The organism is Uliginosibacterium flavum, assembly GCF_040566545.1.
Taxonomy (GTDB): Bacteria; Pseudomonadota; Gammaproteobacteria; order Burkholderiales; family Rhodocyclaceae; genus Uliginosibacterium; species Uliginosibacterium flavum.
Window position 1 is genome coordinate 1 of the sequence record NZ_JBEWZI010000027.1, and the last position, 25579, is coordinate 25579.

A 25579-nucleotide genomic window follows, 5' to 3' on the forward strand; every position below is an offset into this window, starting at 1 on the left:
AAGGGCCACAGACTTTCCATCACCTCCGTCACAGCCTGCAGATACTCCGGCTGACCCGGATTTTGCTTGGCCACGCGGGCGACGAATTCTTCATGTGAGGCGTAATGCATGGACGTGCAACTCCCTTGGCGAACCTGAATTCGCAGGTGTATTTGATGATCAGTGGGGTGACAGATTTGGCGCCACCTTGGAAACAAAGCAGAAACCAACAATCGTTCACAGGAGATGCTGCGACTGGCGCCGACAAATAGATTATCGAAAGACTGGACTGACTTTCCTCGACAAATGGCACTTTCGGCCTGAAAACGCGCTTTTTTAAATTCACGAACATCATAAGGCCACACAGTTTAGCTTGATAAGCCAGGCAAATTGCACAACAATGTTTCCAATACGGAAACAATGAGACCTGTATGCACGACATCAATGACATGTTGATCTTTGCCCAGGTAGTCAAGGAAAAAAGCTTCACTGGCGCGGCCACCAAGCTGAATGTTTCCAAATCCCGGATCAGCAAATCAGTATCCCGGCTGGAAAGCATGCTGGGCGTGCGCTTACTGCAACGCAGCACCCGCAGGCTCAGTCTGACCGAGGTAGGCGAAGCCTACTTCGAACATTGCGATCGCATTCTGGATGAGCTCAGCCTGGCGGAAGACACCATCAATCGCCTGCATCTGGAACCGCGCGGCACGCTTAAAATCAGTTCATCGGTAGCCTTCGGCACACTGCATGTAGCGCCTGCATTGCCCGGTTTCATGGCGCAATACCCTGATCTTTCGGTAGATCTGACCATCAGTGACCGCTTCGTCGATCTGGTTGAGGAAGGCTATGACCTGGCCTTACGCATCACCGCTGAGCCAGGGCTGAACCTGGTGGCCCGCAAACTCGCCCCGATCCGCCGGAAGATTTGCGCCAGCCCGTCCTACCTTGCCAGCCGCGGAACGCCACAAGCGCCGGGCGATCTGGAGCGCCACAACTGCCTGGACTACTCCTATATGAGTACCGGTGGGCACTGGCGTCTGTGCGGCCCAGATGGCGATATCGCGGTGCCGGTTTCCGGCACATTGCGCATGAATGACGACGAAGCGCTTTCGCAAGCCGTGCTAGGCGGCGTCGGCCTTGCGCTGTTACCCACATTTATCGTAGGCAAAGAATTGCAGGCAGGAAGGTTGGTAGAGGTTTTGCCCGGCTATGTTCCGGTTGAGCGTTTTCTGTACGCCGTTCATTTGCTCAATCGGCATCTTCCTTTGAAAACCCGGGCGTTCATCGAATATCTGCTGGCGCGGTTCGGTGCTGAACCGTATTGGGATTAGCACTGTTGGTGCGCGAACAATAGGGCTCGATTGGCTTGAGTAGTGCGCGTTGAAAATTACCCGGGTGTCTAACCCGCTCTTCATTCAACAGTTCTGTGCAAGCATGCAAAAAAAGCAGGTATTGAGGCAGAGTCAGGAATTTTTTTATTCGGATCGTTTGTGGACTCAGAAAATTCGATGCCCCAGTTACCATCCTTGTGCCAGTCGTCCCCGAGCATTTCGGCAGGGTGCGGCGTGCGCTCTGAACCGTTGCCGCAGTTCATCGAGTCGGCAGAACAGTACTTGTCGCAACCTCAGCAGATTCGCTCCGGGTGAACCAGTGCTGAATGAAGTGAATGCGCAGCATCCGCTCCAACCCAATGGGAGGGCGCCCCGCGACCGGGTAATTCGACGCGATCTCTTCGCACAGCGCCGCCCAAGGCACCGGCACCTCCATCGTCCGCAAAAATTCGTCGCGCCGCGTCGGCTTGCGATACTGCTCGAAGCCCGACGCCTGATCGGCAGCCATCAACGTATCCGCGGCGCCACGGCAAACACCGTCAACCAGAATGTCAGTCGGATGGTCATGGCCCCGACGGTGCGCATCTCGAACGCACCGCCGCTCATAATATGCAATCCAAATCCTGCGGCGACCAGTGCGGTGGCCAGCGCCAGCGCGCCAGCGCCCCATACTGCCCAGCGTCGCCCCTGCCATAACGCCGCGCCCACCAGCACATAGGCAAAGCCGGCTAGAAAGTTGAACCACAGCACGAAGCCCACGGCATTGCCGACGGCGGCTTGCGCCTCAGCGTCGCCAAACAGGGCGCGGCCGCCACTGAAGACGGTGAGTGTGCCGAAAAGAATGGCGGCGATGCTCAATGATTTGAGGGTATTGATTTTCATGATTTCTCTCCGGGCAAGCGGCCTTCGCCCGCCGCTTCGTGGGTTTCTCCATCGCGGATGAAGTAAATCCGTTTGAAGGTGGGAATGATTTTTTCGTCGTGCGTCACCACGATGATTGCGGTGTCGAACTGTCGCGCCATCTGGTTGAGGATCTGAATGACGGCCAGCGCACGTTCGCTGTCGAGGGGTGCTGTCGGCTCGTCGGCCAGGATGACGGGCGGGCGGTTGATCAGGGCACGGGCTATCGCAACACGCTGTTGCTCGCCGCCGGAGAGCTGTGCGGGCATGGCTTTGGCACGATGCGCGACGTCCAGCGCGGCGAGCAGTTCGACGGCGCGGGCACGGGCTTCGCCGTTGGAGCAGCCTGCCAACATCGGCAGCAGGGCGACGTTGTCGGTCACGTCCAGAAACGGAATCAGGTAAGGCGCCTGAAAGACGAAACCGATTTTGTCGCGGCGCAGGGCGCGCAGATCCGGGATCTTCCAGCCATTATCAAAGATCACTTGCGGCCCCAGGCTCATGCGCCCAGCGCTCGGTTCGATCACGGCGCCAAGACATTTGAGCAGCGTGCTTTTACCCGATCCGGAGGGCCCGATCAGCCCGACGACTTCGCCGGGTGCGACCTGCATCGTAACGCCCCGGAGCGCGTCGACGGCCGTATCGCCCTTGCCATAGCGCTTGCGCAGGCCTTCGATGTGAATGCCGCGTTGGCCGGTGATGATTTCGCCCTTATCCACCGATCGCCTCCGCCGGATCAATCTTGAGTGCCGCGCGAATCGCCAGCACGCTGGCCAGTGCGCAGATCAGCATCACTGCCGCAAAGCCGCGCAGGGCATCGCCAGTTTCCAGCAACACGTATTTGGGAAATGCGGGGGCCCATAAAGTCGCCGCAATCTTGCCCACCACAAAACCGATCACGCCCAGCGCCAGTGCCTGCTGCAGGATCATGGCGGCAATCGTGCGGTTACGCGTGCCGATGAGTTTGAGTACGGCGATTTCGCGAATCTTGCCGAGGGTGAGCGTGTAGATGATAAAAGCCACGATGGCCGCACTGACGAGCGCCAGAATAGCCAGAAACATGCCGATCTGCTTGGCGGCGGTGGCAATCAGCTTGTCGATCAGGATGTTTTCCATCTGGGCGCGGGTGTAGACGCTCAGCCGCTTCCAACGCCGGATCGGTTCGGCCACGCTTTCCGGATCGACACCCGCGTCGACCTGCAGCAGCACCGCGTTGACGAAGGGATTGCTGCTTTGCGAGGAGATCACGGCGTTCAGCACACCAGGCGAATTGAAAGCCGGATTCTGCGCAGTGCGGGCGCGCTGGCGCACGATGGCATCGTTGTCCTTGAGGAACTGTGCGCTTTGCGCATCCTTGAGCGGGATGAAGACCATCGGATCGCCGCCCGAGGACACCATGCGCCGCGTGAGCCCGACCACGGTGTATTCATTGCGCCGGATCTGGATGCGATCCCCCTGCGCGAATCCGCTGGCAATATCCGCAACGGCTTCGTAATGGCTGCGTGTGATATGCCGCCCGGCCAGCAGATAGCCGGGCTGGCCCGGATGCCCCGGCCCGTCCGGCGAGACGCCGACGATCATCGCGCGCACCTCACGCGTACTCGCCCCGGCGAGCTGGCGCACCTGCATGTTCAGATAGGTCACGTTGGCGGCACGCACCACGCCTTGCATGCCCAGCAGGCTGCGCCAGGTGTCGTCATACAGGCTGGATGCCTCGGCATAGGGGCCGAGCGTGTCCTGCTGCACCACCCACAAATCGGCACCGCTGTTGTCGAGCAAGACCTTGGCATCATCGACCATGCCGCGATACACGCCAGCCATGGTCAGGGTGGCACCGATCAGCAGCCCCAGGCCGATGCCCGTGAACACGAATTTCCCCCAGGTATGCAGGATGTCGCGCCCGGCCAGGCTGATCATGGCGCGACACCCACAAGGCGTTCAACGATCTTGATCCGGCTCTGCGCGCTCAAGGCCTTCTGGCTATACACGACGACACGCTCGCCGCCTTGCAGACCCTCAGTCACTTGCACGCGCCCCTCAAGATCCGCCACGCCCAGCGTGACCGGCGTAAAGCGCAAGCCTTCGCCCGTCAGCAGCCAGACGCCCAATTGCCCGCCCACGCGCTGCACGCTGGCGTTAGATACCACCGGCAAGGGTGGCAATGCGGCCAGCATCACCGTCACCTCGGCCAGCTCGCCAATCGCGGGCACTGCGGCAGGCATCGGGGTGAAGGCGAGCTTGGCCAACAGCTCTTCGGTGACCGGGTCGGCGTAGGGTTCGATGTACAGCACGCGCCCTGCCAAGAGCTGACCCGCCTGCGCGCGCAGGGCGATCTGTGCCGGCAAGCCCGCCTGCAAGCCCTTTGCGCGCAATTGGTCGAAGCGCGCCTTGATCCAGAGACTGCCGGGCTCGACGATCTCGATTACCGCCTGACCCGCAACGACCGTGCTGCCGGGGTCGGCATCGCGCCGCGTCACCAGGCCATCAATCGGCGAGATCAGTCGCAGGCTGGCACGCTGCCGGCCCAGCCCCTCGCGCTCCGCCCGCAGGCGAGCCAGTTCCTGACGCGCAGCGGCCAGATTGGCCTGTGTCGCCGCCAGCGCCCCTTGCGCAGCGCGCGCATCCTGACGCTTGGCTTCGACGCCCTCTTCGCTGACGTTCCGCGCGGCAAACAGTTGCTCGTAGCGGCGGGCCTGATTTTCGGTAAAGGTCTTGCGCGCACCGACTTCCTGGATCTGCGCTTCAACGGTCAGCACGCTGGCTTCCGCGCGCTTCACAGCCGCATCCTGCGCCCCCAGTTTGTCGTCCAGATCAATCGGCTCCATTTCGCCCAGCAATTGCCCGGCCTTGACCCGATCGCCCGTCTGCACCTCGACGCGCTTGAGGCGGGCCACAAAGGTCGGCCCGATCTTGTGCGTGCGGCGTGCCTCGACACTGCCGATGCCGAACAAGGCCGGCGTGATCGACGCTCGCGCCACACTGGCCACCGTCACCGGCACTGGCGCGAGCGGCCCGGCTCGCAAGGCCGCGTAGGCAAACAGCGCCAGCAGTGGCAGCAACACCGCCACCATTGCCAGACGCCGGCCCTGTGTGCGCAGAAAATTTTTCATGCTGCACCTCGCAAGCTGCGCTGGTACAGGGCAAAAACGCCCGGTGCCCGCGTGCGGATTTGCTGAATGTCGCCCGAGAGCATGGAATGCATCACCAGGCCCTGAATCGTGCCGATGAAGAGCACTGCGGCGGCCTGGGTGTCCAGATCCGGCGCCATCTCGCCAAGCGCCTTGCCTTGCTCGATTCGCTGCCCCAGACGTTCGGCATAGCGCTCGATCAGCGTCTGTGCCACGCGTTTGGCCGGTGTCGATTCGGCGCGCTGCAATTCGCCAAACATCATGCGCGGCACCCCCGGATGCGCAACGATGAATTCGATATGGCTCAAATACATCGCCTGCAGCGCCGCCATCGGCGAGGTCAGGCCCTCTGCCGCACGATCAATCCGCGCCAGCAAACGATCCGCCACCCATTCCATCACCGCCTGCCAGATCGCCTCCTTGCTCGCGAAGTGGCGAAACAGCGCCCCTTGCGTCAGATGCATATGCTGGGCAATGGCGGCCGTCGTGATTTCGCTAGGGTTCTGCGAGCCCGCCAGCTCGATCACCGCCGCCACCGTTACGGTGCGGCGCTCGTCTGCAGGGAGTTGTTTTGCACGGGGATCCACTTGATTTGCGCTCGCCAATGAGTAAGTAAGTAAGTAATTACTAACTTAGCGCAAGTTAGCAAACAAGCAAGCTCGATGAGTACAGCGTGTCTCTTCAGCTTCCCAATCCCACCAAAACCGTGGAATATGTATTATTAATAAAAACAACAACTTACGCTTTAGTTTCTTGAGAGCATCCCAGCCCCCTGGCGGCGCCCGGCGTTCGCGGAGAAACAAGCTTGCGCTATAAGGTGAGTGGCAGCGCCGATATGACCGACACAGCATTGGTGCGAGTGCGCAGCGTTTCTGGACGCTGGGTGCGAGCCCACCTGAGAGCATGGTCCGGGAATCGCCAGCGACAGTGGTGAGCGGCATGAGCCGCATCCCGTTCATGAGATTGAGTCCAATTCGACGACTCCCATGGCGCTGCCACTCATTGGCAATTCTGGAGAAGACAATGGCGATGCGCAAGCGAGAAGAGGATGTCGTGTTTCCCAATGCGGCGGGTATCCGCCTGGGCGCTTGGCTGGGAGAACAAACGTTTGCGCCGTCCTACTGTGCCTACACCTTCGGCATTGCGGCCGCCACGGTCAGCGGCCTCAAATTGGCGCTCGCCGGTGTTCCTGTTGCGCAGGTTCTCGCAATCCCGGTGTTTGTTGGCGCGAATCTGTTTATCGGTTACCTAACCCTGCGCACGGTGCATCTTTTCTTTACGCGCAAGTTGTTATCACTGCAGTCTGGTTAAACGGCGAATAAATTCAACTGATTACACGAAGTGCCGTACTGAGAAGTGTATTCATCGCGGTCTCCGGGAAAAAACCCGGAAGCCTGCCCGAATTGTTCGTCGCCGTTCAAATCGACACCACCTCTCGTCGCTCGGAAAGCCGCATTAGTCGTGGCTTTCAGCAATGCGGCCTCTCGTTTAACCGGACAGTAGTGATCAGTACAAGCATGCAAAAAAGCAGAGATTAAGGCCGAATCAGGAGTTCTATTTGTTCAGCTCGTCTGTGGGCTCAGAAAACTCGATGCCCCAACTGCCATCCTTGTACCAGTCGTTCCCGAGCATTTCAGCAGGGTGAAGCGTGCGCTCGGAACCGTTGCCGCAATTCATCGAGTCGGCCGAACAGTATTTGTCGCAGCCCCAGCAAATTCGTTCCGGGTGGGCGGGGTGGATCGGAAATTTCTTGGCCATGACGCGTGCTTTCCCGGAGGCGAGTGATCAGAAAAAACCGAGGGTGGCTGAATGAGTCGTGGCCACACTGACGATGTAGCTCACACAGAACAGGGCTGCCACGCCGGCCGCAGCGGCACGTGCAGGGGGCTGAGTGGCTTTCAATGCTATCGTGCCCAACAAGATATAGGCGACTAGCGCCAGCAGCTTGGCTGTGAGCCAGCTATTCGCGAACGGATATTGGTGCAACAGGAGGGTGAGCCAGATGGCAGCACCCAGCAATGCCGTATCGACCACATGCGGCGCAATGCGCAGGAGTTTCCAGCGTCGCCAGTCCACTCCCGCCAGTTGCAGGCAGCCACGCAGTACGAACAGGCTGATACTTAGCATGACGCAGCTGACGTGCAGGTATTTGATGGTCCAGTAAGTCATCGGCAAACCTGAATAGTGCCCGCGCTGATCGGCGCGGGCGATTTCCGCTCATGGTTTGTTGTGCCATGCGCGCCGCGCATGGCACAACCATTGAGGTTCAGTCTTTTTTTGCCTGCAACTTGGCCGCGATCACGTCTGGCTGGTGCTTGCGGAGTAACAGACACAGAGCAAACACCCCCAGAAACACGACGCCCAGCGCGAACACAATGTCACCCGGTACGCGCAGCCAGACCAGCGTGGTCATCACCTTGGAATGGATGATTTCCGGCGAACGTGCATACCACAGACCCTCGCTCACGCTGGCCCAAGCCTGATAAATACCCGCTGGCACGAGGGAGATGAAAACCATCATGGCCAGACCAATATTGAGCATCCAGAAGCCAGGGGCAAGCAACTTGTCTTGCCAGGCTGCACGTGGCATCAGTCCGCGCAAACAGAACAGCATCAAACCAATGCCCAGCATGCCATACACGCCGAACAAGGCCGCGTGACCGTGCGCTGCCGTCAGGTTCAGGCCCTGTACGTAGTACAGCGAGATTGGCGGGTTGATTGAGAAACCCAGCAGACCAGCGCCAACCGTATTCCAGAAACCAACGGCGATGAAGTACAGGATGATCCAGCGGTAGTTAGCGACCCAAGGCGCAGACCGCATGCGCACGTAGTTGCGATAGCCCTCTATACCCACCAGCGCCAGCGGTACGACCTCCAGTGCGGAGAACATGGAACCGACAGCGATAACTGAAGTCGGTGTGCCGGTGAAGTACAGATGATGCAGGGTGCCCAAGATGCCTCCGAACAGGAAAACGATGGTTTCCATCACGATAGCCGTATTGGCCGTGGCTGCACGGATCAAACCGAGGCGGGTAAAGATCAGTGCAATAACGGCAGTGGCGAACACTTCAAAGAAGCCCTCAACCCACAGGTGCACCAGCCACCAGCGCCAGTATTCGATCATCGAGTAATGGCTGTGCTGACCCCACATCAGGGAACTGGCGTAGAAGCCGCCGATACACATGGCCGACAGGAATACCATGGCGATTAGGCCCCGGCTTTCGCTCGGACGTTTCAAGGCAGGCCACAGACCACGTCCCATCAGGGTCAGCCAGATCATCAGGCCAGCGAACAAGCCGTACTGCCAGATGCGTCCCATGCTGGTGTATTCCAGCCCCTGATTGCCAAGCCAGAAACTGAAGTTGGTGCCCAGGCGTTGCAGGGTGCCAACCCAACCGCAGGCGATCGAGCCGACGACGACCAGTATCAAGGCATAGAAGAGGACGTCCACCCCAAGCTTCTGGTACTTCGGCTCATGGCCCGACAAGGCCGGTGAGATATACAGACCGGTTGCCAGCCAAGCCGTGGCAATCCATAGCACACCCAATTGCGTGTGGATGGTTCGGCTCACGGTGTAGGGCAGGAATTCAGCCAGTGGAATACCGAAGAAGCTCTGGCCCTCCACTGCATAGTGGGCCGTAATGGCGCCCATGCCCACCTGAACCAGCAGGAGTGCGATGACGACGTAGAAATATTTGATCGTCGCGCGCATTGAGGGCGTCGGTTTAAGTTCGAATAACGGATCGTTATGCGGTGGCTCCGGATCACCCTCTTCCTTGTGTGAAGAGTGATAGGCAACCATGACCGCCACGCCCGCAATCAGCAGTACCACGCTGATGATGGACCACACGCCATTGCCGGTGGTTGGAACGTTATCGACCAAGGGCTCGTGCGGCCAGTTGCTGGTGTAGGACAAATGCGTTTCGCCCGGACGATCCGTCGCAGCAGCCCACGCGGACCAGAAGAAAAATGCGGGCAGCGCCTGCAAATCTTGCGGATTTTTGAGCGAAGCCTTAACCATGGCGTACTGCTCGCGCAGCGTATCCAGCGCGGGGTCGGTGCCGAACAGGCCTGTGTAGTGCTGCACCAGCTGACGCACCGCGAGGGCACGTTCGGCGCTGATCGTGATGGTGTGGGTCGCGGCGTCGTAAGTATTGGTGCGCAGCTCTTTCTTGACACGCGCATTGACGACAGCCTGCTCGTCGCTGTTCAGATCCGGGAAAGCGGCCTTGTATTGTTTCTGTGCGATGGTCTCGCGCAAGGCGATGGCCTCGCGGTGCAACCAGTCTGCCGACCAGTCTGGCGCTACGTAACTGCCGTGTCCCCATACCGAACCCAGTTGTTGCCCGCCAGCCGACAGCCAGGCTTCCTGTCCTTGCTGTACCTGGCCTTCTGAAAACACGGGGGAGCCATCCGTGCTGACGACGTGCGCCGGAATGGGGGGCGCAGACAGGTAAATTTCACGGCCCATCCAGCCTAATGCGGCAAATGACAGCAAGAAAATCGCTGCCAGCCACTGCCAAAGTCTGCGTGACGATTTCATCTTTTCTCCTCCAAGAGGGTTTATCTGGCACTACGCCATAAGATCTACTTTATATGAATCTTATTAAAGATTCAATTGCTGTCGATCTTTTGTGTGCCTAGATCTTTCGAGCTACCTCTCCCCTACTTGTGGCGAATATCTAGAAAGGCCAGTAACGAATATCCTTGCTAAATTGGATATTTAACAATTGCTGCCATGCCCAAACGCAACGCTCTGAGGGTTCTCGCTTCAAGCACCGTAGCCTTTACGGTCTGTTTCGCGGTGTGGATGATGTTTGCGGTACTGGGCATCCCACTAGCGGCACAGCTTGGGCTGAACGAAACCGAGTTCGGGCTGCTGGCGGCGACGCCGGTACTGACGGGATCTTTGGTGAGAATTTTGCTGGGCGTGTGGACGGATCGATTCGGTGGCCGCGTCGTACTGTTTTGTCTGATGCTTGCAACGGTATTGCCGATTTGGTTAATAGCCTACGCCACGCATTACTGGCACTTTCTTGTGCTGGGGTTGTTTGTGGGCTTGGCTGGAGGGGCTTTTTCGGTGGGTACCCCCTATGTCGCACGGTGGTTTTCACGCGATCGGCAGGGGCTGGCGATGGGAATTTTCGGGGCGGGAAACTCCGGCTCTGCGCTAACAAAATTTGTAGCGCCAGGAATTATTGCCGCTTGGGGCTGGCAGGCGTTGCCAAAAGTGTATGCGACGGTGATGTTGTTGACGGCCGCGCTGTTCTGGTTTTTTCCGCCAGCGATCCGACTCACGTCAGTTCGCATCGAACAACTTTACGGGATCAGTTGCGCCTGCTTGCCGACCCCAGAGTGCTGCGCTATTGCCAGTATTACTCGGTTGTCTTTGGCGGCTATGTGGCTTTGGCCTTGTGGATGACCAAGTACTACACGCAGGAATACGGCTTCAGTATCCAGAGCGCGGCTTTACTGGCGGCGTGTTTTTCTTTGCCGGGCGGAGTGCTGCGCGCACTCGGCGGCTGGGTGTCTGATCGTCTCGGGGCATACAAGGTGACTTGGTGGGTGATGTGGATTTGCTGGGTTGCGTTCTTCTTGCTCTCCTACCCGCAGACCGAATTTACCGTGCATACGGTGAGTGGGCCACGCAGCTTCTTTATTGGCCTCACTCCAGTCTTGTTTACCTTAATTTTGTTAGTGGTTGGCGTGGCAATGGCGGTCGGAAAGGCCTCGGTCTTCAAGTTCATCGCAGATGAGTTTCCCGACAACATTGGCGCCGTCTCTGGCGTGGTGGGGTTGGCTGGCGGCATGGGTGGATTCATCCTACCCATCATGTTTGGCGCGGCGGTCGATCTGACCGGTATTCGTTCCAGCGCCTTCATGTTGCTCTACGGCACCGTCTGCGTATCACTCGTTTGCATGCATTACGGATTCAGGTCGAAGGTCTCGGCAACTGCGTCCACGACAGCGAAAACATAGAACACATTCTGTTCAATAAGGAGAGGCGCATGTCCACACACGTATTGACTCGTTGGGAGCCGGAGAGTCAGGAATTCTGGCACGCCAGCGGCAAGCAGGTTGCTCGGCGCAATCTGTGGCTTTCGATTCCCGCACTCACGCTGGCATTTTCAGTTTGGATGGTGTGGAGCATGGTGGTCGTGAATCTGCCGAACGTGGGCTTTAAATTCACGACAGATCAATTGTTTTGGTTGGCGGCGCTTCCCGCCTTGTCGGGCGCGACCTTGCGTATTTTCTATTCCTTTCTTGTCCCTATCGTCGGTGGTCGGCGCTGGACGACGATTTCAACCGTCTCACTGCTCATTCCGGCTCTGGGGATTGGCATTGCAGTACAGGATATCAATACCAGCTATCCGGTGATGTTGATGCTGGCCCTTCTCTGTGGTTTTGGCGGAGGTAACTTTAGTTCAAGCATGGCAAACATCAGTTTTTTCTACCCAAAATCCGAGAAGGGAACTGCGCTGGGACTGAATGCCGGACTGGGCAATCTGGGGGTTTCCATCATGCAATTCGTGGTGCCCGTGGTGATTGGTTTCGGGCTCTTTGGCGCTCTGGGCGGTGAGGCGCAGACTTGGATCAAGGGCGATATTACGAAGACGGTGTGGTTGCAGAATGCAGCTTTTGTTTGGGTGCCATTTATTGTGGTCTCGGCTGTTTTTTCTTGGTTTGGCATGAACGACATAGCGGACGCCAAGGCCTCGTTTGCTGAGCAAGCGGTGATTTTCAAGCGCCCACACAACTGGATCATGTGTTGGCTTTACACAGGCACTTTTGGTTCTTTTATTGGCTTCTCGGCAGCATTCGCGATGCTGACCAAGACGGAGTTTCCTGCGGTAGATCCGACGGCATTGGCCTTTTTGGGGCCGCTAGTGGGGGCGCTAACACGGCCGGCGGGCGGTTGGTTTGCTGACAAGGTTGGTGGCGCGCGCGTGACCTTTTGGATCTTCATCCTGATGGCCGCTGCGGTGTGGGGCGTTATCCAGTTTCTGCCGCACGCAGGTGTGGGCGGTGAATTTTCTGGCTTCCTTGCGATGTTTGTTGTGTTGTTCGCGCTTTCGGGGATTGGCAACGGGTCAACCTTTCGCATGATTCCGGTGATTTTTCTTACCGAGCGCACGCAAGCCCTTGTTGCTCAGCGTGGACCTGCTGGACATGCCCTGGCGGCTCGTGAAGCAGCCAAGGAAAGTGCTGCTGCACTGGGGTTTGCCGCCGCAATCGGGGCCTATGGCGGCTTCTTCATTCCCAAAAGTTTCGGCACTTCGATTGCGACGACTGGTTCGGTCGATGCTGCGTTGTGGTGCTTTATCGCTTTTTACCTGAGCTGTGTGGTGATTACGTGGTGGTGTTACAGCCGCCGTAACGCCGCTATGCCTTGCTGATTTCAACGGAGACAAAACATGAGTCACTTTCTTGATCGACTGAAGTTCCTCTCACGCACCAAGGAGACTTTTTCCGACGGCCATGGCGCGGTGGTGGATGAGGATCGTACGTGGGAGAACACCTATCGTAGCCGTTGGCAGCATGACAAGGTGGTGCGCTCCACGCATGGCGTTAACTGCACGGGCTCGTGTTCGTGGAAGGTTTATGTCAAAAACGGGCTAATTACGTGGGAAACCCAGCAGACTGACTATCCACGCACCCGCCCAGACCTGCCAAATCATGAACCGCGCGGTTGCCCGCGTGGCGCTTCCTACAGCTGGTATGTCTATTCAGCACAGCGTGTGAAATACCCCTTGATTCGCGGCCGGCTGATGGAGATGTGGCGGGAGGCGCGCAAAACCCAGAGCCCGACCGAAGCTTGGGAGTCGATCAGTCAGGATCCAGTCAAGGCAAAACGTTACAAGAGCGTGCGTGGCCAAGGTGGTTTCGTGCGCGCGACATGGGATGAAGTCAGTGAAGTCATTGCTGCAGCCAATGCTTTCACTATCAAAAAATTCGGCCCTGATCGAGTGCTCGGTTTCTCTCCAATCCCGGCCATGTCTATGGTTTCTTATGCGGCCGGGGCACGCTACCTGTCGCTGATTGGAGGCGCCTGCCTGTCTTTTTATGACTGGTATTGCGATCTGCCGCCCTCAAGTCCACAGGTATGGGGCGAACAGACCGACGTGCCAGAGTCGGCAGACTGGTACAACTCCACCTACTTGATGGTGTGGGGTTCCAATGTGCCGCAAACGCGCACGCCGGATGCCCACTTCTACACCGAGGTACGCTACAAGGGCACCAAGACCGTAGCGGTGTCGAGTGACTATGGCGAGATGGTCAAATTTGGCGACATCTGGTTGGCGCCCAAGCAGGGTACCGATGCAGCACTGGCCATGGCCATGGGCCATGTGATTCTGACGGAATTCCATACAGCAAATCAGTCGGATTATTTCACTGGTTACGCCAAGCAATACACAGATTTGCCGATGCTGGTGATGCTTAAACCCAACGGCGAGCATCAGGTGCCGGACTACTTCCTGCGCGCCTCGCATCTGTCTCTGACCGAGCAAGCTAATAATGCCGAATGGAAGACGCTCTTGATCGACGATGCGTCGGGCGAGCTCGTTGTGCCAAATGGCAGTATCGGCTTTCGCTGGGGGGAGCAAGGCGACATGATTGGTCGTTGGAACCTGCAGCAGAAAAATGGCGGCAGCAAGGCCGAGATCAACCCACGGCTGTCCTTGATTGATAGCCGCGATGATCTGGTCGATGTCGGCTTCAGCTACTACGGCGGTACTGATGCTGATGACGTCTTGGTGCGAAAGGTGCCGGTTAAACGCATTCGTCTGGCAGATGGCTCTGATGCATTGGTGACCACTGTGTTTGACCTGACCATGGCCAACTACGGCGTGGATCGCGGTTTGGGTGGTAAAAACGTAGCGTCCAGTTACGATCAGGATGTGCCCTATACCCCCGCTTGGCAAGAGAGGCACACTGGGGTGAAGCCGCATCTGGTCATTCAGGTGGCTCGCGAGTTCGCTCAGAACGCGCACGACACGCAGGGCAAGAGCATGGTGATTGTGGGGGCCGCGCTGAATCACTGGTACCACAATGACATGATCTATCGCGGCATTATAAATATGCTGATGATGTGCGGCTGTATCGGCCAGAGTGGTGGCGGATGGGCACATTACGTGGGTCAGGAAAAGCTGCGCCCACAAACCGGTTGGACTCCACTGGCGTTTGCTGGTGACTGGGTACGCCCACCCCGGCAGATGAATGGCACCTCCTTTTTCTATAACCATACTAGCCAGTGGCGTCATGAAAAATTGGCACTGGACGACATCCTGTCGCCCACGGCAGACGCAGGGAAATACAGCCATCTTGCGCTACTGGATATGAATGCCAAGGCCGAGCGCATGGGCTGGCTGCCCTCCGCTCCGCAATTGGAAATCAATCCCATGGATCTGGTCGACCAGGCTGAAGCCAAGGGCCTTGATCCGATCAAGCATACGGTGGCAGAGCTGAAGGCTGGGCGCCTAAACTTTTCCTGCGATGACCCGGAAAACCCGAAAAATTTCCCACGCAATCTGTTCGTGTGGCGCTCCAACATTTTGGGCAGCTCAGGCAAGGGCCACGAGTACTTTCTTAAATACTTACTGGGCACTCAGAACGCCGTGTTTAGCGACGATGGAACGACTATCAAACCGAGCGAAGTGAAGGTGGGGGAAGCTGCCGAAGGCAAGCTGGATCTACTCGTCGTGTTGGACTTTCGCATGTCTACCACCTGTCTGTATGGCGACATCGTGCTGCCATCGGCCACGTGGTACGAGAAAGATGACCTCAATACCTCAGACATGCACCCCTTCATTCACCCACTGTCTGAGGCCGTGCAACCGCTGTGGCAATCGAAGAGTGATTGGGAGATCTACAAGACTATCGCCGAGAAATTCTCTGAAATCGCGAAAGACTACCTTGGGACGCGTAAGGATCTGGTGCTCACGCCGCTAATGCACGACACCCCGGGAGAGTTGGGCCAGCCATTCGAGCCGAAGGACTGGAAGCACGGTGAGTGCGAGCCCATTCCGGGCAAGACAATGCCGCAGATGACCGTGGTGGAGCGCAACTTTGGCGACGTTTACAAAAAATTCACGTCCATTGGCCCACTGCTTGAAACATCAGGCAATGGCGGCAAGGGAATTGGTTGGAACACTGAGAAAGAGATGCACGAGCTGGGTGAGTTGAACAAGCTGGTGACTGAACCTGGTGTCAGTCAAGGGCGGCCAAAGCTGGATACCGCCATCGATGCCGCTGAAATGATTTTGATGCTGGCGCCAGAAACCAATGGACATGTGGCGGTAAAGGCTTGGGAAGCCTTAGGCGCGATTACCGGCATTGATCATAAGCATCTGGCCGCGGGGCGCGACCACGACAAAATTCGCTTTCGCGACGTGCAGGCTCAGCCACGCAAGATCATCTCTTCGCCGACCTGGTCGGGTTTGGAGTCTGAAGAAGTGAGCTACAGCGCCGGCTATACCAATGTGCATGAGCTGATCCCATGGCGCACGCTCACTGGGCGTCAGCAGTTCTATCAGGATCACCGCTGGATGCTCGATTTCGGCGAAGGCCTGTGTATCTACAAGCCGGCCATCAATACTCGCACCATCGAACCGATGCTGGGCAAGCACAGCAATGGCAATACAGAGCTGGTGCTGAACTGGATCACTCCGCATCAAAAATGGGGCATCCACTCAACCTACACCGACAACCTGCGCATGCTCACGCTGTCGCGTGGCGGGCCGCACGTCTGGGTGTCGGAGATTGAAGCCAAGCAGGCCGGGCTGGTCGACAACGATTGGGTCGAGGTCTTTAACGTTAATGGCACGCTAACTGCACGCGTGGTGGTGAGCCAACGCGTACCGGTGGGGATGTGTTTGATGTATCACGCCCAGGAAAAAATCGTGAATGTGCCGGGGGCGGAAGTGTCCGGCATGCGTGGCGGCATGCACAACTCGGTGACGCGTACGGTGACCAAGCCGACCCACATGATCGGGGGGTATGCCCAGTTGGCTTATGGCTTCAATTACTACGGCACCGTTGGCAGCAACCGCGATGAGTACGTGATCGTGCGCAAAATGAATAAGGTGGATTGGCTGGAAGGTCCGCTCAAAGAAACGCAAGAAGGAGAACAGGCATGAAGATCCGCGCCCAGGTAGCCATGGTGCTGAACCTCGATAAGTGCATCGGTTGCCACACTTGTTCCGTTACATGCAAAAACGTGTGGACCAGCCGCGACGGCGTCGAATACGCCTGGTTCAATAATGTTGAAAGCAAGCCCGGTATCGGCTTTCCCAAGGAGTGGGAAAACCAGGAGAAATGGAAGGGCGGATGGGTTCGCCGCGACAATGGCAAGCTGGAGCCGCGTCAGGGTGGCAAGAAAAAGATTCTTGCCAACATTTTCGCCAACCCGAACATGCCTGAAATCGACGATTACTACGAGCCTTTCACCTTCGATTACGAGCATTTGCAAAACGCGCCACTGTCGCAAACGCCGCCGACTGCGCGACCGATCTCTGCCATCACTGGCAAGAAAATGGAGAAGATCGAGTGGGGTCCCAACTGGGAGGATGATCTGGGCGGTGAGTTCGCCTCGCGTTCGCGCGACCAGTTATTCAAGGATATCCAGAAAGAGATGTACTCGACTTTCGAGAACACGTTCTTGATGTATCTGCCGCGTCTGTGCGAACACTGCCTGAACCCCAGTTGCGTGGCGAGTTGCCCCTCGGGCTCTGTGTACAAACGCGAGGACGATGGCATCGTTTTGGTCGATCAGGACAAGTGCCGTGGCTGGCGCATGTGCGTCTCTGGCTGCCCATATAAAAAGATTTACTACAACTGGAAATCTGGAAAGGCGGAGAAGTGCACCTTTTGCTATCCGCGCCTGGAGGCCGGCCAGCCGACCGTGTGTTCCGAAACCTGTGTTGGGCGTATTCGCTATCTTGGCGTCATTCTGTATGACGCAGATAAGATCAGTGAGGCCGCTTCGGTTGAGGACGAAAAAGATTTGTACGAGGCTCAGCTCAAGGTTTTCCTGGATCCGAATGATCCGAAGATCATCGAGGAAGCTCGCCGTCAGGGCATCCCTGATAACTGGCTGGAGTCCGCCAAAAAATCGCCGGTATGGAAAATGGCGATGGAGTGGAAAATTGCCTTCCCGCTGCACCCTGAATATCGCACCCTACCCATGGTTTGGTACATCCCACCGCTCTCGCCAATTCAGTCGCGAGCCGAAGCGGGTCAATTGGGTATGAACGGCATCATTCCAGAGACAAAGGATTTGCGTATACCGGTCAAGTACCTTGCCAATCTGCTCACCGCCGGTAAGGAGGAGCCAATCCTGTCGGCGCTAGATCGCATGTTGGCCATGCGTGCCTACAAGCGCAGCGAAGTGGTCGACAAGAAGCCCAATGCCGCCGTGCTCGAGCAAGTCGGCTTGAGCGCGGCACAGGTTGAAGAAATGTATCAAGTACTGGCGATTGCCAACTACGAAGATCGTTTCGTCATCCCCAGTTCGCACAAAGAACTGGTGGAGGATAGTTTTAACGAGAAGGGTAGTTGTGGGTTTACTTTCGGCAATGGCTGCTCGGATGGCACGTCCGAGCCTTCTTTGTTCGGTAATCGCAAACGAGGCAGCAATATTTTTGTAGACATGCCCAAATCGCGTCGCAAGAACAAGGTGGATTAAAAATCATGGATCACGCCAATATCTACCGCATCTTTGCCGCATTGCTGTCCTACCCAGAGCAAGAATTGCTGGATGCGCTCGAGGAACTTAAACCCATGCTCAGTCCGAGCCAGTGGCAGGATTTGTCACCGCTGTTTGCGCAACTGGAGGCGGAGCCCCTGGTTCGTACTCAGGAGCGCTACGTAGAGACCTTCGACCGCAATCCCTCGCACTCGCTGCATCTGTTTGAGCACATTCACGGTGAGTCACGTGATCGCGGCCAGGCCATGGTCGACCTGCTGCAAGAATATCGCAGCGCAGGCTTTGAACCTTGTGAAAGTGAGCTGCCAGACTACGTCCCTGTGTTCATCGAGTTTCTCAGCGTGCTGGATCACGAGCAGGCTGAGCCCTTGCTCAACGACGCCGTGCATGTGCTGGCGGCCGTCGGTAAGCGCCTGGCGAAGAACCTCAGTCCATATGCAGGTGTATTTGATGTCCTAGTGAGCTTTGCCAGTGTCGAGCCGCAAGATCTGAAAGAGCCGCCGGTTCGGGACATGGACGAAGCGATGGAGACTTTTGGTCCCGGCGCCGATGGTGTCGAGCCGCTGCTCAAGCCTCAGGACACTCACACCATTCAGTTCCACACACAGCGTCCGCCACTTGCTGCGCGCGTATGAATGAAGGAGATATTGCATGAGTTACCTCGATCATTTCATCTTCACTCTCTATCCCTATATCGCCCTGTCCATCTTTTTGCTAGGCAGCTTGATCCGTTTTGACCGCGAGCAATACACGTGGAAAAGCGATTCCTCACAAATGCTCAAACGCGGCAATCTTCGCATGGGCAGTATCTGTTTCCACATCGGCATCCTCAGCCTATTTGCCACGCATTTGGTCGGCTTGCTCACTCCGGTGGCGGTTTACCACGCCTTTGGCCTCACCGCAGAAGTCAAACAAATGATGGCTATCGTCGGTGGTGCCGCGCTGGGAGTGTTGTGCTTGGTCGGCTTGCTCATTTTGCTGCATCGGCGCTTTACGGAGCCACGCATCCGCGCCGTGACCAGCTTTGGCGACAAGGTCTTACTGCTGTGGTTGCTGCTGACCTTGTCGCTAGGCCTAGGCAGCATTTTTGTGTCGGTTGATCACCTTGATGGGCACGTCATGATGCTACTGGGAAGTTGGGCGCAGCATATCGTTACCTTCCGTAGTGGTGCGGCCGAGATCATTACTTACGTGCCATGGATTTACAAGGTGCACATGTTCATGGGTATGACGCTTTTCGTTATCTTTCCGTTTAGCCGCTTGGTGCACGTGTGGAGTGGTTTTGGCAGCCTTGCGTATCTGACGCGTGCCTGGCAACTTGTGCGTCCGCGTTGAGCAACGGATGGTTGTGACAAAAACCAACGAATGGCCGGACTTTTTTACGCAGGTCCCGCGCATCCAATTGCGCGACCCGCTCGCTGATCTACTGGGCTCGGTAAAAGGTGGCGTTATCGAATACGGCTATGCGGATGCTGTTGCGATGACCGGGCACTCGTGCCCGACGGTTGCCGCCGCGTACTGGCTGACAGTATGTGCCTTACGCGCCCTCTATCAGACCGAGATGCCGCAGCGAGGGGGTATTCGCGTAATGGTGCGTGGGCCTGCGTATGAGGGGGTGTCGGGTGTTCAGGCGAGTGTAATCAGCTTGATTACCGGTGCCGCGCCCGTTACTGGATTTCGCGGGATCGGTGGAAAACATCAGCGAGCCAATTTGCTGATGTTTGACGCCAAAATTCCTGCGCCATTTCGTTTCGAGCGCCTCGATACCGGCGACGCCGTCTATGCCCAAGCGAGAATGGATGTCGTGTCGATTTCGTCTGAGTGCTCACTGCTATTGCAGCGTTGTCTTGCAGACGTCGCTGACGAGCACGAGCGACAAAGATTTCGCGAGCTTTGGCAGGCGAGAGTTCGAAGCTTATTGCTTGATTACGGAGATGATCATGAGGTCTTCGAGATCCGGCCTGTTTTTGAGATCGATCCGGTGGGCTGATGACTATCTCACCAGAAGAAGGACGTTTGCGGGTACTGGTGCTGCAGCATGTGCCATTTGAAACCTTGGGATGCATTAGCGATTGGCTGGAGGCCCGCAACGCAAAAATCGAGTTCATCCGTTTTTTTGCGGGGGATCATCTTGTTGCAGAGGGGCGCTATGATCTGGTGATCGTGCTGGGCGGCCCGATGAGTGCCAATGATGAAGAGAATCATCCTTGGTTACGCGAAGAAAAAGCCTACCTGAGCGCTTTGTGCAATGAGGGTCGAGCAGTTCTAGGCATCTGCCTTGGTGCTCAGTTGATTGCCAATTCACTTGGCGCAGATGTTTACGCGGCTGTTGAACGTGAGATAGGTTGGCTGCCTGTGTGTGCAGTCAAGACGACACCAGATTTTAAGTTTCCTGCAAGATTGGATGTATTTCAATGGCATGGAGAAACGTTCGACTTGCCAATTGGAAGCAAATGCCTCGCACGCAGTCTGGTGTGCGAGAACCAGATTTTTCAGTTTGGACGGCGAGTGATCGGAATGCAGTTTCACTTGGAAGCTACCCGCGCTTCCGTTGCAGAAATGTTGAAGCACTGTAGCAGCGAATTGGAGACGGATGAGCGTCACGTCCAAAGTGCAAAACTCATCAAGGCATCTCCAGATCATTTCTACGAATCAGCCAATCGTGTAATGCGCAGCGTGCTGGATTATCTGATGGAAGCGTCCTGATGAATGTCCAGAAGTCGCCTACCGTTGTTGCTAGCACGAACGCTGCCGAGTCTTTAGTGGATTCTTTTGGACGACGTATCGACTATTTGCGGGTTTCCGTGACAGATCGCTGCGATTTGCGCTGCAATTATTGCTTGCCAGAAGGGTTTCGAGACTTTGCGACACGCTCGAGCATTTTATCCCCTGATGAAATAGCGCGTCTGGTTGGCATTTTTTCCAGCATGGGCGTTTCACGTGTGCGTTTAACCGGGGGCGAGCCGCTGGTGCGCGCTGACATTGTCGAAATTGCCAGGCTGATTTCTGCGAAACCAGGCATTCAGGATCTTTCACTCTCGACGAATGCAACTCAACTAGCGCATTTTGCGTTTTCTTTGCGTGATGCTGGAGTGAGTCGCTTGAACGTCAGCCTGGATTCGCTCGACCGTGACCGCTTCAGGCATATCACCGGATCTGATCGTCTGGAATGCGTACTTGCTGGACTCGCAGAGGCTCGCAGGGCGGGGTTTTCTCCAATCAAGCTAAATATGGTGGTGTTGAATGCAGAAAGCGTTTCCGAGATTGAAGCGATGTGGCTTTTTGCTCGTGAAAATGGTTTTGTGTTGCGCGTCATTGAGGGAATGCCCGTTGGTTTTACTGCACAAAGCATGTCTGTCGTCGATCTTCATCAATGGGTCAGGCAGTTTTCGAGCCGGCAGGCGCTTGTGCCACAGGTGAGTGTGCATGGTGGTCCGGCTCGGTATTGGCATTGCACAAAGAGTGGTAGCAGTATTGGCGTCATTACGCCAATGTCACAGCACTTTTGTGCAGACTGCAATCGCGTTCGTCTAACCGCAGAGGGCGTATTGCTGCTCTGTCTCGGCCAAGAAGACCGTGTTGATTTACGGAGTTTGCTGCGCGCGGGAGCTGACGATGACGAAATTAAACGCAGCATTCGCACGGGGATTTCCGCAAAACCCGAGCGCCATCACTTTGGAGAACAGCCCGCGAAGATCGTGCGCTTCATGGCGCAGACCGGCGGCTGAGCGCGCATAATATCTTTTCACCAATCAACATAAACTTTGCCATGAGACCCTCTCTTGTGGACACGCCTCGTCGCCACAGCATATCTGTCCGCATCGTCACCGTCTCCTTACTAGCGTTGCTGATCGCGCTGATGATGATTGGCGGGACTTTGTGGCTCTCTTGGCAATTGGAAGGTGGCGCGGCAGCGATCAATGATGCGGGTAGCTTACGCATGCGTGCCTACCGTCTTGCACTAATATTACAAACACAGCCCGTGGATCAAATAAGTGCTTTCCACGAAATTCAGTTGCTTGAAAAAACGCTAACCTCTTTGCAAAAGGGAGATCCTGCGCGACCACTCGTACTCCCGAGCGAACTGAATATCCGGAAACAGTACGCCTTAGTGAGCAACCAGTGGAGTGAGTCTCTACGGGAATTGGCGACCTCGGCGGCAAAAGGCAATAGCATTTCAGGAGTCGCGTTTCGGGGGCGCGTTGATCAATACGTAAGCGAAATTAGTACCTTGGTGTCCGCGATCGAGCATGACAACGCCCGCAAAACGGACTGGCTTAGGTTGTCGCAAGGAGTGCTGATTGCGATAGCCATTGTGGGCACAGTGGCTATGATTTATTTGCTGTATTTATGGATTATTCGACCCGTATTGAGTTTGCAGGCCGGTATTGTAGATCTGGCTTCGCAACGCTTTGATGTACGCCTTCCTGTTGAAACAGCAGATGAATTTGGCGCATTGGCGCATGGCTTCAACACAATGGCGGAAGAGTTACAGACCGTGTACCGCGACCTGGAACAGCGCGTACTCGACAAAACGAAACAGTTGGCCGTGCAAAATAGTGAGCTATCAGTGCTATATGAAATGGCGGGGTTTCTATCTCTGCCGAACTCCGTAGAGGCTCAATGCAAGGGATTCCTCCAACGGATCATGGTGCGTTTCAACGCCGACGGTGGGAGCTTGCGGGTACTTAATCCAGAGAATCAGCAGTTGCATTTAGTCGTTTCAGAAGGTCTTCCTCAAAGCGTTTTGCAGAGCGCGCAATGTCGTCAAGCACATGACTGTCTGTGCGGTGAAACTACTGTGACGGGAATTGCTGTTTTGCGTGATTTGCGTAATACGCCACGTCACAAACTTCTGCCTTGCAACGAAGCTGGATTTATGTGTATTGCATCGTTTAAAATCTCCTCGCCGCAAGCCGCGCTAGGGTCGTTCGCATTGCATTTTAGAGACGAACATATCTGCGCTGCTGCCGAAATGAAGTTGCTTGAAACCCTTGGCCAGCAATTGGGCACTGCACTCGAGAATACGCGACTGATGACACACGAACGTCTGCTAGCGGTTTCTGAGGAACGTAATCTGGTTGCGCAAGGATTACACGACAGCTTGGCGCAAAGCCTTAATTTTCTGAACTTACAGATTCAAATGCTCGAAAAGACACTTGTTCGTACGCCACATGACGAGGTGGAAAAAATAATTCCTTTATTGCGGGCAGGAGTGCAGGAAAGTTACAACGATGTGCGAGAACTATTGGCAAATTTTCGCACGCGTTTCGAAAACTTGGATATCAGGCAGGTCCTTAAAAATGCCGTTAAGCGCCTTCACGAGCAAACGGGGATTCAAATAAGTTTTGAATACACAGGAAATGGCCCGGCTTTGCCAGAAGATCAAAAACTTCAAATATTATTTATTTTACAAGAAGCTTTGTCGAATGTACGTAAACACGCAAAAACTGACAGCGCACATGTAATGGTACGTAATGATGACGATTTCTATATGGAAATCATGGACTGTGGGCGCGGATTTGATATCAACCCAACGCCAGCGTCGGGTGAAGCAGTTAGGCGAATCGGGTTGCACATCATGCAGGAGCGGGCAAATCAGATATCCGCACAGTTAACTATCGCTTCAACGTATGGCGAAGGCACGAGAGTAGCTTTGTTACTCAGATCTTCGTCACGTCAAGCAGCCTAATTTGTTAGAGAGGAATATAAATGAACGAAAAAATTAATATTCTTTTAGTGGACGACCACTCCTTATTTCGCTCTGGTATTCGCCTACTTCTCCAAGGAGAGGACGATTTTTGCATTGTTGGCGAGGCGTCAGATGGTTTAGAAGCCGTAAAATGCGCGCATCAGATGAAGCCGGATATGGTTTTGCTCGATCTGAACCTTCCAAATTTGTCTGGACTGGAGGCGCTACGAATTATTAAAGAGGATTTTCCTGAATGTTCGGTCTTGATGCTGACGGTTTCTGAGGATGCCACACAGCTTGCTGCAGCACTACGTTCAGGCGCTGATGGCTATGTATTAAAGAATGCAGAAGCAAGCTTTCTTGTTGCCGCCATACGAAAGGTTATGCTCGGGGAGTCCGTCGTCTCACCAGAACTCACACGAAAACTAGTAGAACAATTGCGAGAGGGTGGAAATGTTGCTGGGACTTCTCGTGATTTCGGGGGGCTGACTCTACGTGAAAAAGAAGTTGTGCAGTTTGTTGCGCGAGGAGAGAGCAATAAAATGATTGCTCGGCATCTTGACTTATCAGAAAGCACCATAAAAATTCACATGCAGAATATTCTAAGAAAGCTAGGCTTGAACAGCCGGGTACAAATTGCTATTTATGCCATTGGCCATGGGCTGGGCGCCGAATAGAATTTCTTCTCATAATGTACTTGCATTAGATAAGAGATCTTCTAGTTTTTGTCGCGATATAAAAACAATATCTTCTTTTGAAACAGAGATCAAATCTTTATCTTTTAGGCTACGCAATGATCTTGAAAATGCCTCGCTACTTAAGTTTAGTAGGGATGCAGCTAGGTGTTTTGGGATAGGCAATTTCACGCACTCATTGCCGTCAACCTCTTTGATCGGCAAATTTAGAAGATAGCTTGCGACCCGGGCTATAGATGAGTCTGTCGCGTAGTAGCCGACTCGTTGCAGCAAGCTTCGAATTCGGCGGGAGTGCTCACCCATGATGCGCATACCGAATTCACCGTCATTCTGTATTGCTTTCAACATAGCTGCAGATGGAATTTTCATCAGCAAGCTAGGCCGAATTGTTTTTGCGCAAACACCATACGCGCTTCCCCAGATCAAGCCTAAATCCCCTAGCAAGTTACCAGGCCCAAACACCTCAGCGACATGCATTTTCCCCTCTAAATCTGGGGCCAATAGCGAAACCATGCCTTCCATAACAAGATATACCCCGTCAGGTGTTTGCCCACAATCGAACACAAAAACGCCAGCACGAAATCGCTGAAACTGACTATAAATCGCCAGATTCTGAAGGCTTTCGTTTTTTACTCCCTCGGTCAGGGAGAGTAGTTGTAACGCATCCAAGTGTTCTGTTCTGAAGCTTGATACTCCCGCAGTTTTGAACACCAACGGCTCCTTTCTTTTATTGTCTCAATGTTTACATATATCAAACAGTTCTTGTATTGCCAATTGGCAGACCGGACTAGTTCCATAGAACGATCTCTTGATTGGTCGGCTGTTTAAATATCTAGGAAGCACGCGAATTTTCTCTACTGCGGAAACTAACGACGCTTTATTTGAGTCTGATTGCGTTATAGACACAGAATTTCCTCTGCATCACGTGCTTCAACCCAAAATATAGGTATATTTTGAGAAGTTCCACCTCCACTGAGCATTCACCACGGCTTACACGCGAGTAAGGTTTTAGGCATTCGTCGCTAAGCTCTATGGTCATTCCGTTCGTGTTGTCGGTCTTCTTGCGGTGATACAGATGCATTCCGATAGTCTGCTATCTGCACTTGTAGGTAATAAGTACTAGTCCGACTAGATAGTTCGGACGGTTG

24 protein-coding genes and 1 pseudogene are annotated in these 25579 nt (G+C 55.3%); 14 read left to right on the top strand and 11 right to left on the bottom strand.

Annotation, left to right across the window (positions count from 1 at the left end; translation table 11 throughout):
- Positions 1 to 410: 410 nt before the first annotated feature.
- Complete coding sequence (locus ABXR19_RS17830; RefSeq protein ID WP_354602506.1) at positions 411 to 1310, top strand: LysR family transcriptional regulator; 900 nt, start codon at positions 411 to 413, stop codon at positions 1308 to 1310.
- Positions 1311 to 1390: 80 nt separating this feature from the next.
- Here the strand turns inward: ABXR19_RS17830 and ABXR19_RS17835 are convergent, their stop codons facing one another.
- From ABXR19_RS17835 to ABXR19_RS17865, 7 genes and pseudogenes are all read right to left on the bottom strand, one after another.
- On the bottom strand, positions 1391 to 1573 hold the full coding sequence (locus ABXR19_RS17835; RefSeq protein ID WP_354602507.1) for a DUF3079 domain-containing protein: 183 nt from the start codon (positions 1571 to 1573) through the stop codon (positions 1391 to 1393).
- A gap of 32 nt (positions 1574 to 1605) precedes the next feature.
- Positions 1606 to 1818: pseudogene (locus tag ABXR19_RS17840) on the bottom strand (transposase); the annotation flags it as partial.
- Complete coding sequence (locus ABXR19_RS17845) at positions 1818 to 2192, bottom strand: hypothetical protein (protein ID WP_354602508.1); 375 nt, start codon at positions 2190 to 2192, stop codon at positions 1818 to 1820. The gene ABXR19_RS17845 and the pseudogene ABXR19_RS17840, both read right to left, overlap by 1 nt.
- Positions 2189 to 2929 carry an ABC transporter ATP-binding protein gene (locus ABXR19_RS17850; protein ID WP_354602509.1) on the bottom strand — a complete coding sequence of 247 codons (741 nt, stop codon included), beginning with the start codon at positions 2927 to 2929 and terminating at the stop codon, positions 2189 to 2191. The genes ABXR19_RS17845 and ABXR19_RS17850 overlap by 4 nt, the downstream gene beginning before the upstream one ends.
- Entirely contained in the window at positions 2922 to 4127 is a 1206-nt protein-coding gene (locus ABXR19_RS17855) for an ABC transporter permease (protein ID WP_354602510.1), read from the bottom strand. The genes ABXR19_RS17850 and ABXR19_RS17855 overlap by 8 nt, the downstream gene beginning before the upstream one ends.
- The gene (locus ABXR19_RS17860) at positions 4124 to 5320 is read right to left on the bottom strand and encodes an efflux RND transporter periplasmic adaptor subunit (RefSeq protein WP_354602511.1); all 1197 of its coding nucleotides are present in this window, start codon (positions 5318 to 5320) and stop codon (positions 4124 to 4126) included. The genes ABXR19_RS17855 and ABXR19_RS17860 overlap by 4 nt, the downstream gene beginning before the upstream one ends.
- On the bottom strand, positions 5317 to 5925 hold the full coding sequence (locus tag ABXR19_RS17865; RefSeq protein ID WP_354602512.1) for a TetR/AcrR family transcriptional regulator: 609 nt from the start codon (positions 5923 to 5925) through the stop codon (positions 5317 to 5319). The genes ABXR19_RS17860 and ABXR19_RS17865 overlap by 4 nt, the downstream gene beginning before the upstream one ends.
- A gap of 436 nt (positions 5926 to 6361) precedes the next feature.
- Here ABXR19_RS17865 and ABXR19_RS17870 point away from each other — a divergent pair, with 436 nt between their 5' ends.
- Positions 6362 to 6649, top strand: a complete 288-nt coding sequence (locus tag ABXR19_RS17870; RefSeq protein ID WP_354602513.1) for a TDT family transporter — start codon at positions 6362 to 6364, stop codon at positions 6647 to 6649.
- A gap of 243 nt (positions 6650 to 6892) precedes the next feature.
- Here ABXR19_RS17870 and ABXR19_RS17875 read toward each other — a convergent pair whose 3' ends face one another.
- The 3 genes from ABXR19_RS17875 to ABXR19_RS17885 all read right to left on the bottom strand — a co-directional run bounded on the left by ABXR19_RS17875 (position 6893) and on the right by ABXR19_RS17885 (position 9881).
- Entirely contained in the window at positions 6893 to 7096 is a 204-nt protein-coding gene (locus tag ABXR19_RS17875) for a DUF3079 domain-containing protein (protein ID WP_354602514.1), read from the bottom strand.
- Between the two features lie 27 nt (positions 7097 to 7123).
- A complete protein-coding gene (locus ABXR19_RS17880) occupies positions 7124 to 7507 on the bottom strand; it encodes a SirB2 family protein (protein ID WP_354602515.1) in 384 nt (127 codons plus the stop codon).
- 97 nt (positions 7508 to 7604) lie between these two features.
- Positions 7605 to 9881, bottom strand: a complete 2277-nt coding sequence (locus ABXR19_RS17885; protein WP_354602516.1) for a nitric-oxide reductase large subunit — start codon at positions 9879 to 9881, stop codon at positions 7605 to 7607.
- 195 nt (positions 9882 to 10076) lie between these two features.
- On the opposite strand from ABXR19_RS17885, the gene ABXR19_RS17890 reads away from it, so the two are divergent.
- From ABXR19_RS17890 to ABXR19_RS17945, 12 genes are read left to right on the top strand one after another with little or no spacing between them, the layout of a single operon-like run.
- Complete coding sequence (locus tag ABXR19_RS17890; RefSeq protein ID WP_354602517.1) at positions 10077 to 10760, top strand: MFS transporter; 684 nt, start codon at positions 10077 to 10079, stop codon at positions 10758 to 10760.
- The gene (locus tag ABXR19_RS17895; protein ID WP_354602518.1) at positions 10757 to 11317 is read left to right on the top strand and encodes an MFS transporter; all 561 of its coding nucleotides are present in this window, start codon (positions 10757 to 10759) and stop codon (positions 11315 to 11317) included. Before ABXR19_RS17890 ends, ABXR19_RS17895 begins: the two co-directional genes overlap by 4 nt.
- A gap of 29 nt (positions 11318 to 11346) precedes the next feature.
- Positions 11347 to 12735 (top strand): NarK family nitrate/nitrite MFS transporter, encoded by a 1389-nt coding sequence (locus ABXR19_RS17900; RefSeq protein WP_354602519.1) that lies wholly within the window; start codon positions 11347 to 11349, stop codon positions 12733 to 12735.
- An 18-nt stretch (positions 12736 to 12753) separates the two neighbouring features.
- Positions 12754 to 16476, top strand: coding sequence for a nitrate reductase subunit alpha (locus ABXR19_RS17905; RefSeq protein ID WP_354602520.1), 3723 nt, complete (start codon positions 12754 to 12756; stop codon positions 16474 to 16476).
- Positions 16473 to 18023, top strand: coding sequence for a nitrate reductase subunit beta (narH, locus tag ABXR19_RS17910; RefSeq protein ID WP_354602521.1), 1551 nt, complete (start codon positions 16473 to 16475; stop codon positions 18021 to 18023). Before ABXR19_RS17905 ends, narH begins: the two co-directional genes overlap by 4 nt.
- 5 nt (positions 18024 to 18028) lie before the next feature.
- Positions 18029 to 18679 carry a nitrate reductase molybdenum cofactor assembly chaperone gene (gene narJ / locus ABXR19_RS17915; RefSeq protein WP_354602522.1) on the top strand — a complete coding sequence of 217 codons (651 nt, stop codon included), beginning with the start codon at positions 18029 to 18031 and terminating at the stop codon, positions 18677 to 18679.
- A 16-nt stretch (positions 18680 to 18695) separates the two neighbouring features.
- Entirely contained in the window at positions 18696 to 19379 is a 684-nt protein-coding gene (gene narI / locus ABXR19_RS17920; protein ID WP_354602523.1) for a respiratory nitrate reductase subunit gamma, read from the top strand.
- A 13-nt stretch (positions 19380 to 19392) separates the two neighbouring features.
- Positions 19393 to 20034, top strand: a complete 642-nt coding sequence (locus tag ABXR19_RS17925; RefSeq protein ID WP_354602524.1) for a hypothetical protein — start codon at positions 19393 to 19395, stop codon at positions 20032 to 20034.
- Positions 20034 to 20750, top strand: a complete 717-nt coding sequence (locus ABXR19_RS17930) for a type 1 glutamine amidotransferase (protein ID WP_354602525.1) — start codon at positions 20034 to 20036, stop codon at positions 20748 to 20750. The genes ABXR19_RS17925 and ABXR19_RS17930 overlap by 1 nt, the downstream gene beginning before the upstream one ends.
- Positions 20750 to 21772, top strand: a complete 1023-nt coding sequence (gene moaA, locus ABXR19_RS17935) for a GTP 3',8-cyclase MoaA (protein ID WP_354602526.1) — start codon at positions 20750 to 20752, stop codon at positions 21770 to 21772. Before ABXR19_RS17930 ends, moaA begins: the two co-directional genes overlap by 1 nt.
- Positions 21773 to 21813: 41 nt before the next feature.
- Entirely contained in the window at positions 21814 to 23736 is a 1923-nt protein-coding gene (locus ABXR19_RS17940) for a type IV pili methyl-accepting chemotaxis transducer N-terminal domain-containing protein (RefSeq protein ID WP_354602527.1), read from the top strand.
- 20 nt (positions 23737 to 23756) lie between these two features.
- A complete protein-coding gene (locus ABXR19_RS17945) occupies positions 23757 to 24413 on the top strand; it encodes a response regulator (protein ID WP_354602528.1) in 657 nt (218 codons plus the stop codon).
- Between the two features lie 9 nt (positions 24414 to 24422).
- Here the strand turns inward: ABXR19_RS17945 and ABXR19_RS17950 are convergent, their stop codons facing one another.
- Positions 24423 to 25142, bottom strand: a complete 720-nt coding sequence (locus ABXR19_RS17950; RefSeq protein WP_354602529.1) for a Crp/Fnr family transcriptional regulator — start codon at positions 25140 to 25142, stop codon at positions 24423 to 24425.
- Positions 25143 to 25579: the final 437 nt, after the last annotated feature.

Coding starts and splice junctions, on each gene's coding strand:
- ABXR19_RS17890 (WP_354602517.1), top strand. CDS start 10,077: ATGCCCAAACGCAACGCTCTGAGGGTTCTCGCTTCAAGCACCGTAGCC.
- ABXR19_RS17930 (WP_354602525.1), top strand. CDS start 20,034: ATGACTATCTCACCAGAAGAAGGACGTTTGCGGGTACTGGTGCTGCAG.
- ABXR19_RS17860 (WP_354602511.1), bottom strand. CDS start 5,320: ATGAAAAATTTTCTGCGCACACAGGGCCGGCGTCTGGCAATGGTGGCG.
- narI (WP_354602523.1), top strand. CDS start 18,696: ATGAGTTACCTCGATCATTTCATCTTCACTCTCTATCCCTATATCGCC.
- ABXR19_RS17855 (WP_354602510.1), bottom strand. CDS start 4,127: ATGATCAGCCTGGCCGGGCGCGACATCCTGCATACCTGGGGGAAATTC.
- narH (WP_354602521.1), top strand. CDS start 16,473: ATGAAGATCCGCGCCCAGGTAGCCATGGTGCTGAACCTCGATAAGTGC.
- ABXR19_RS17835 (WP_354602507.1), bottom strand. CDS start 1,573: ATGAACTGCGGCAACGGTTCAGAGCGCACGCCGCACCCTGCCGAAATG.
- narJ (WP_354602522.1), top strand. CDS start 18,029: ATGGATCACGCCAATATCTACCGCATCTTTGCCGCATTGCTGTCCTAC.
- ABXR19_RS17895 (WP_354602518.1), top strand. CDS start 10,757: ATGACCAAGTACTACACGCAGGAATACGGCTTCAGTATCCAGAGCGCG.
- ABXR19_RS17905 (WP_354602520.1), top strand. CDS start 12,754: ATGAGTCACTTTCTTGATCGACTGAAGTTCCTCTCACGCACCAAGGAG.
- ABXR19_RS17900 (WP_354602519.1), top strand. CDS start 11,347: ATGTCCACACACGTATTGACTCGTTGGGAGCCGGAGAGTCAGGAATTC.
- ABXR19_RS17885 (WP_354602516.1), bottom strand. CDS start 9,881: ATGAAATCGTCACGCAGACTTTGGCAGTGGCTGGCAGCGATTTTCTTG.
- ABXR19_RS17880 (WP_354602515.1), bottom strand. CDS start 7,507: ATGACTTACTGGACCATCAAATACCTGCACGTCAGCTGCGTCATGCTA.
- ABXR19_RS17845 (WP_354602508.1), bottom strand. CDS start 2,192: ATGAAAATCAATACCCTCAAATCATTGAGCATCGCCGCCATTCTTTTC.
- moaA (WP_354602526.1), top strand. CDS start 20,750: ATGAATGTCCAGAAGTCGCCTACCGTTGTTGCTAGCACGAACGCTGCC.
- ABXR19_RS17830 (WP_354602506.1), top strand. CDS start 411: ATGCACGACATCAATGACATGTTGATCTTTGCCCAGGTAGTCAAGGAA.
- ABXR19_RS17875 (WP_354602514.1), bottom strand. CDS start 7,096: ATGGCCAAGAAATTTCCGATCCACCCCGCCCACCCGGAACGAATTTGC.
- ABXR19_RS17940 (WP_354602527.1), top strand. CDS start 21,814: ATGAGACCCTCTCTTGTGGACACGCCTCGTCGCCACAGCATATCTGTC.
- ABXR19_RS17945 (WP_354602528.1), top strand. CDS start 23,757: ATGAACGAAAAAATTAATATTCTTTTAGTGGACGACCACTCCTTATTT.
- ABXR19_RS17870 (WP_354602513.1), top strand. CDS start 6,362: ATGGCGATGCGCAAGCGAGAAGAGGATGTCGTGTTTCCCAATGCGGCG.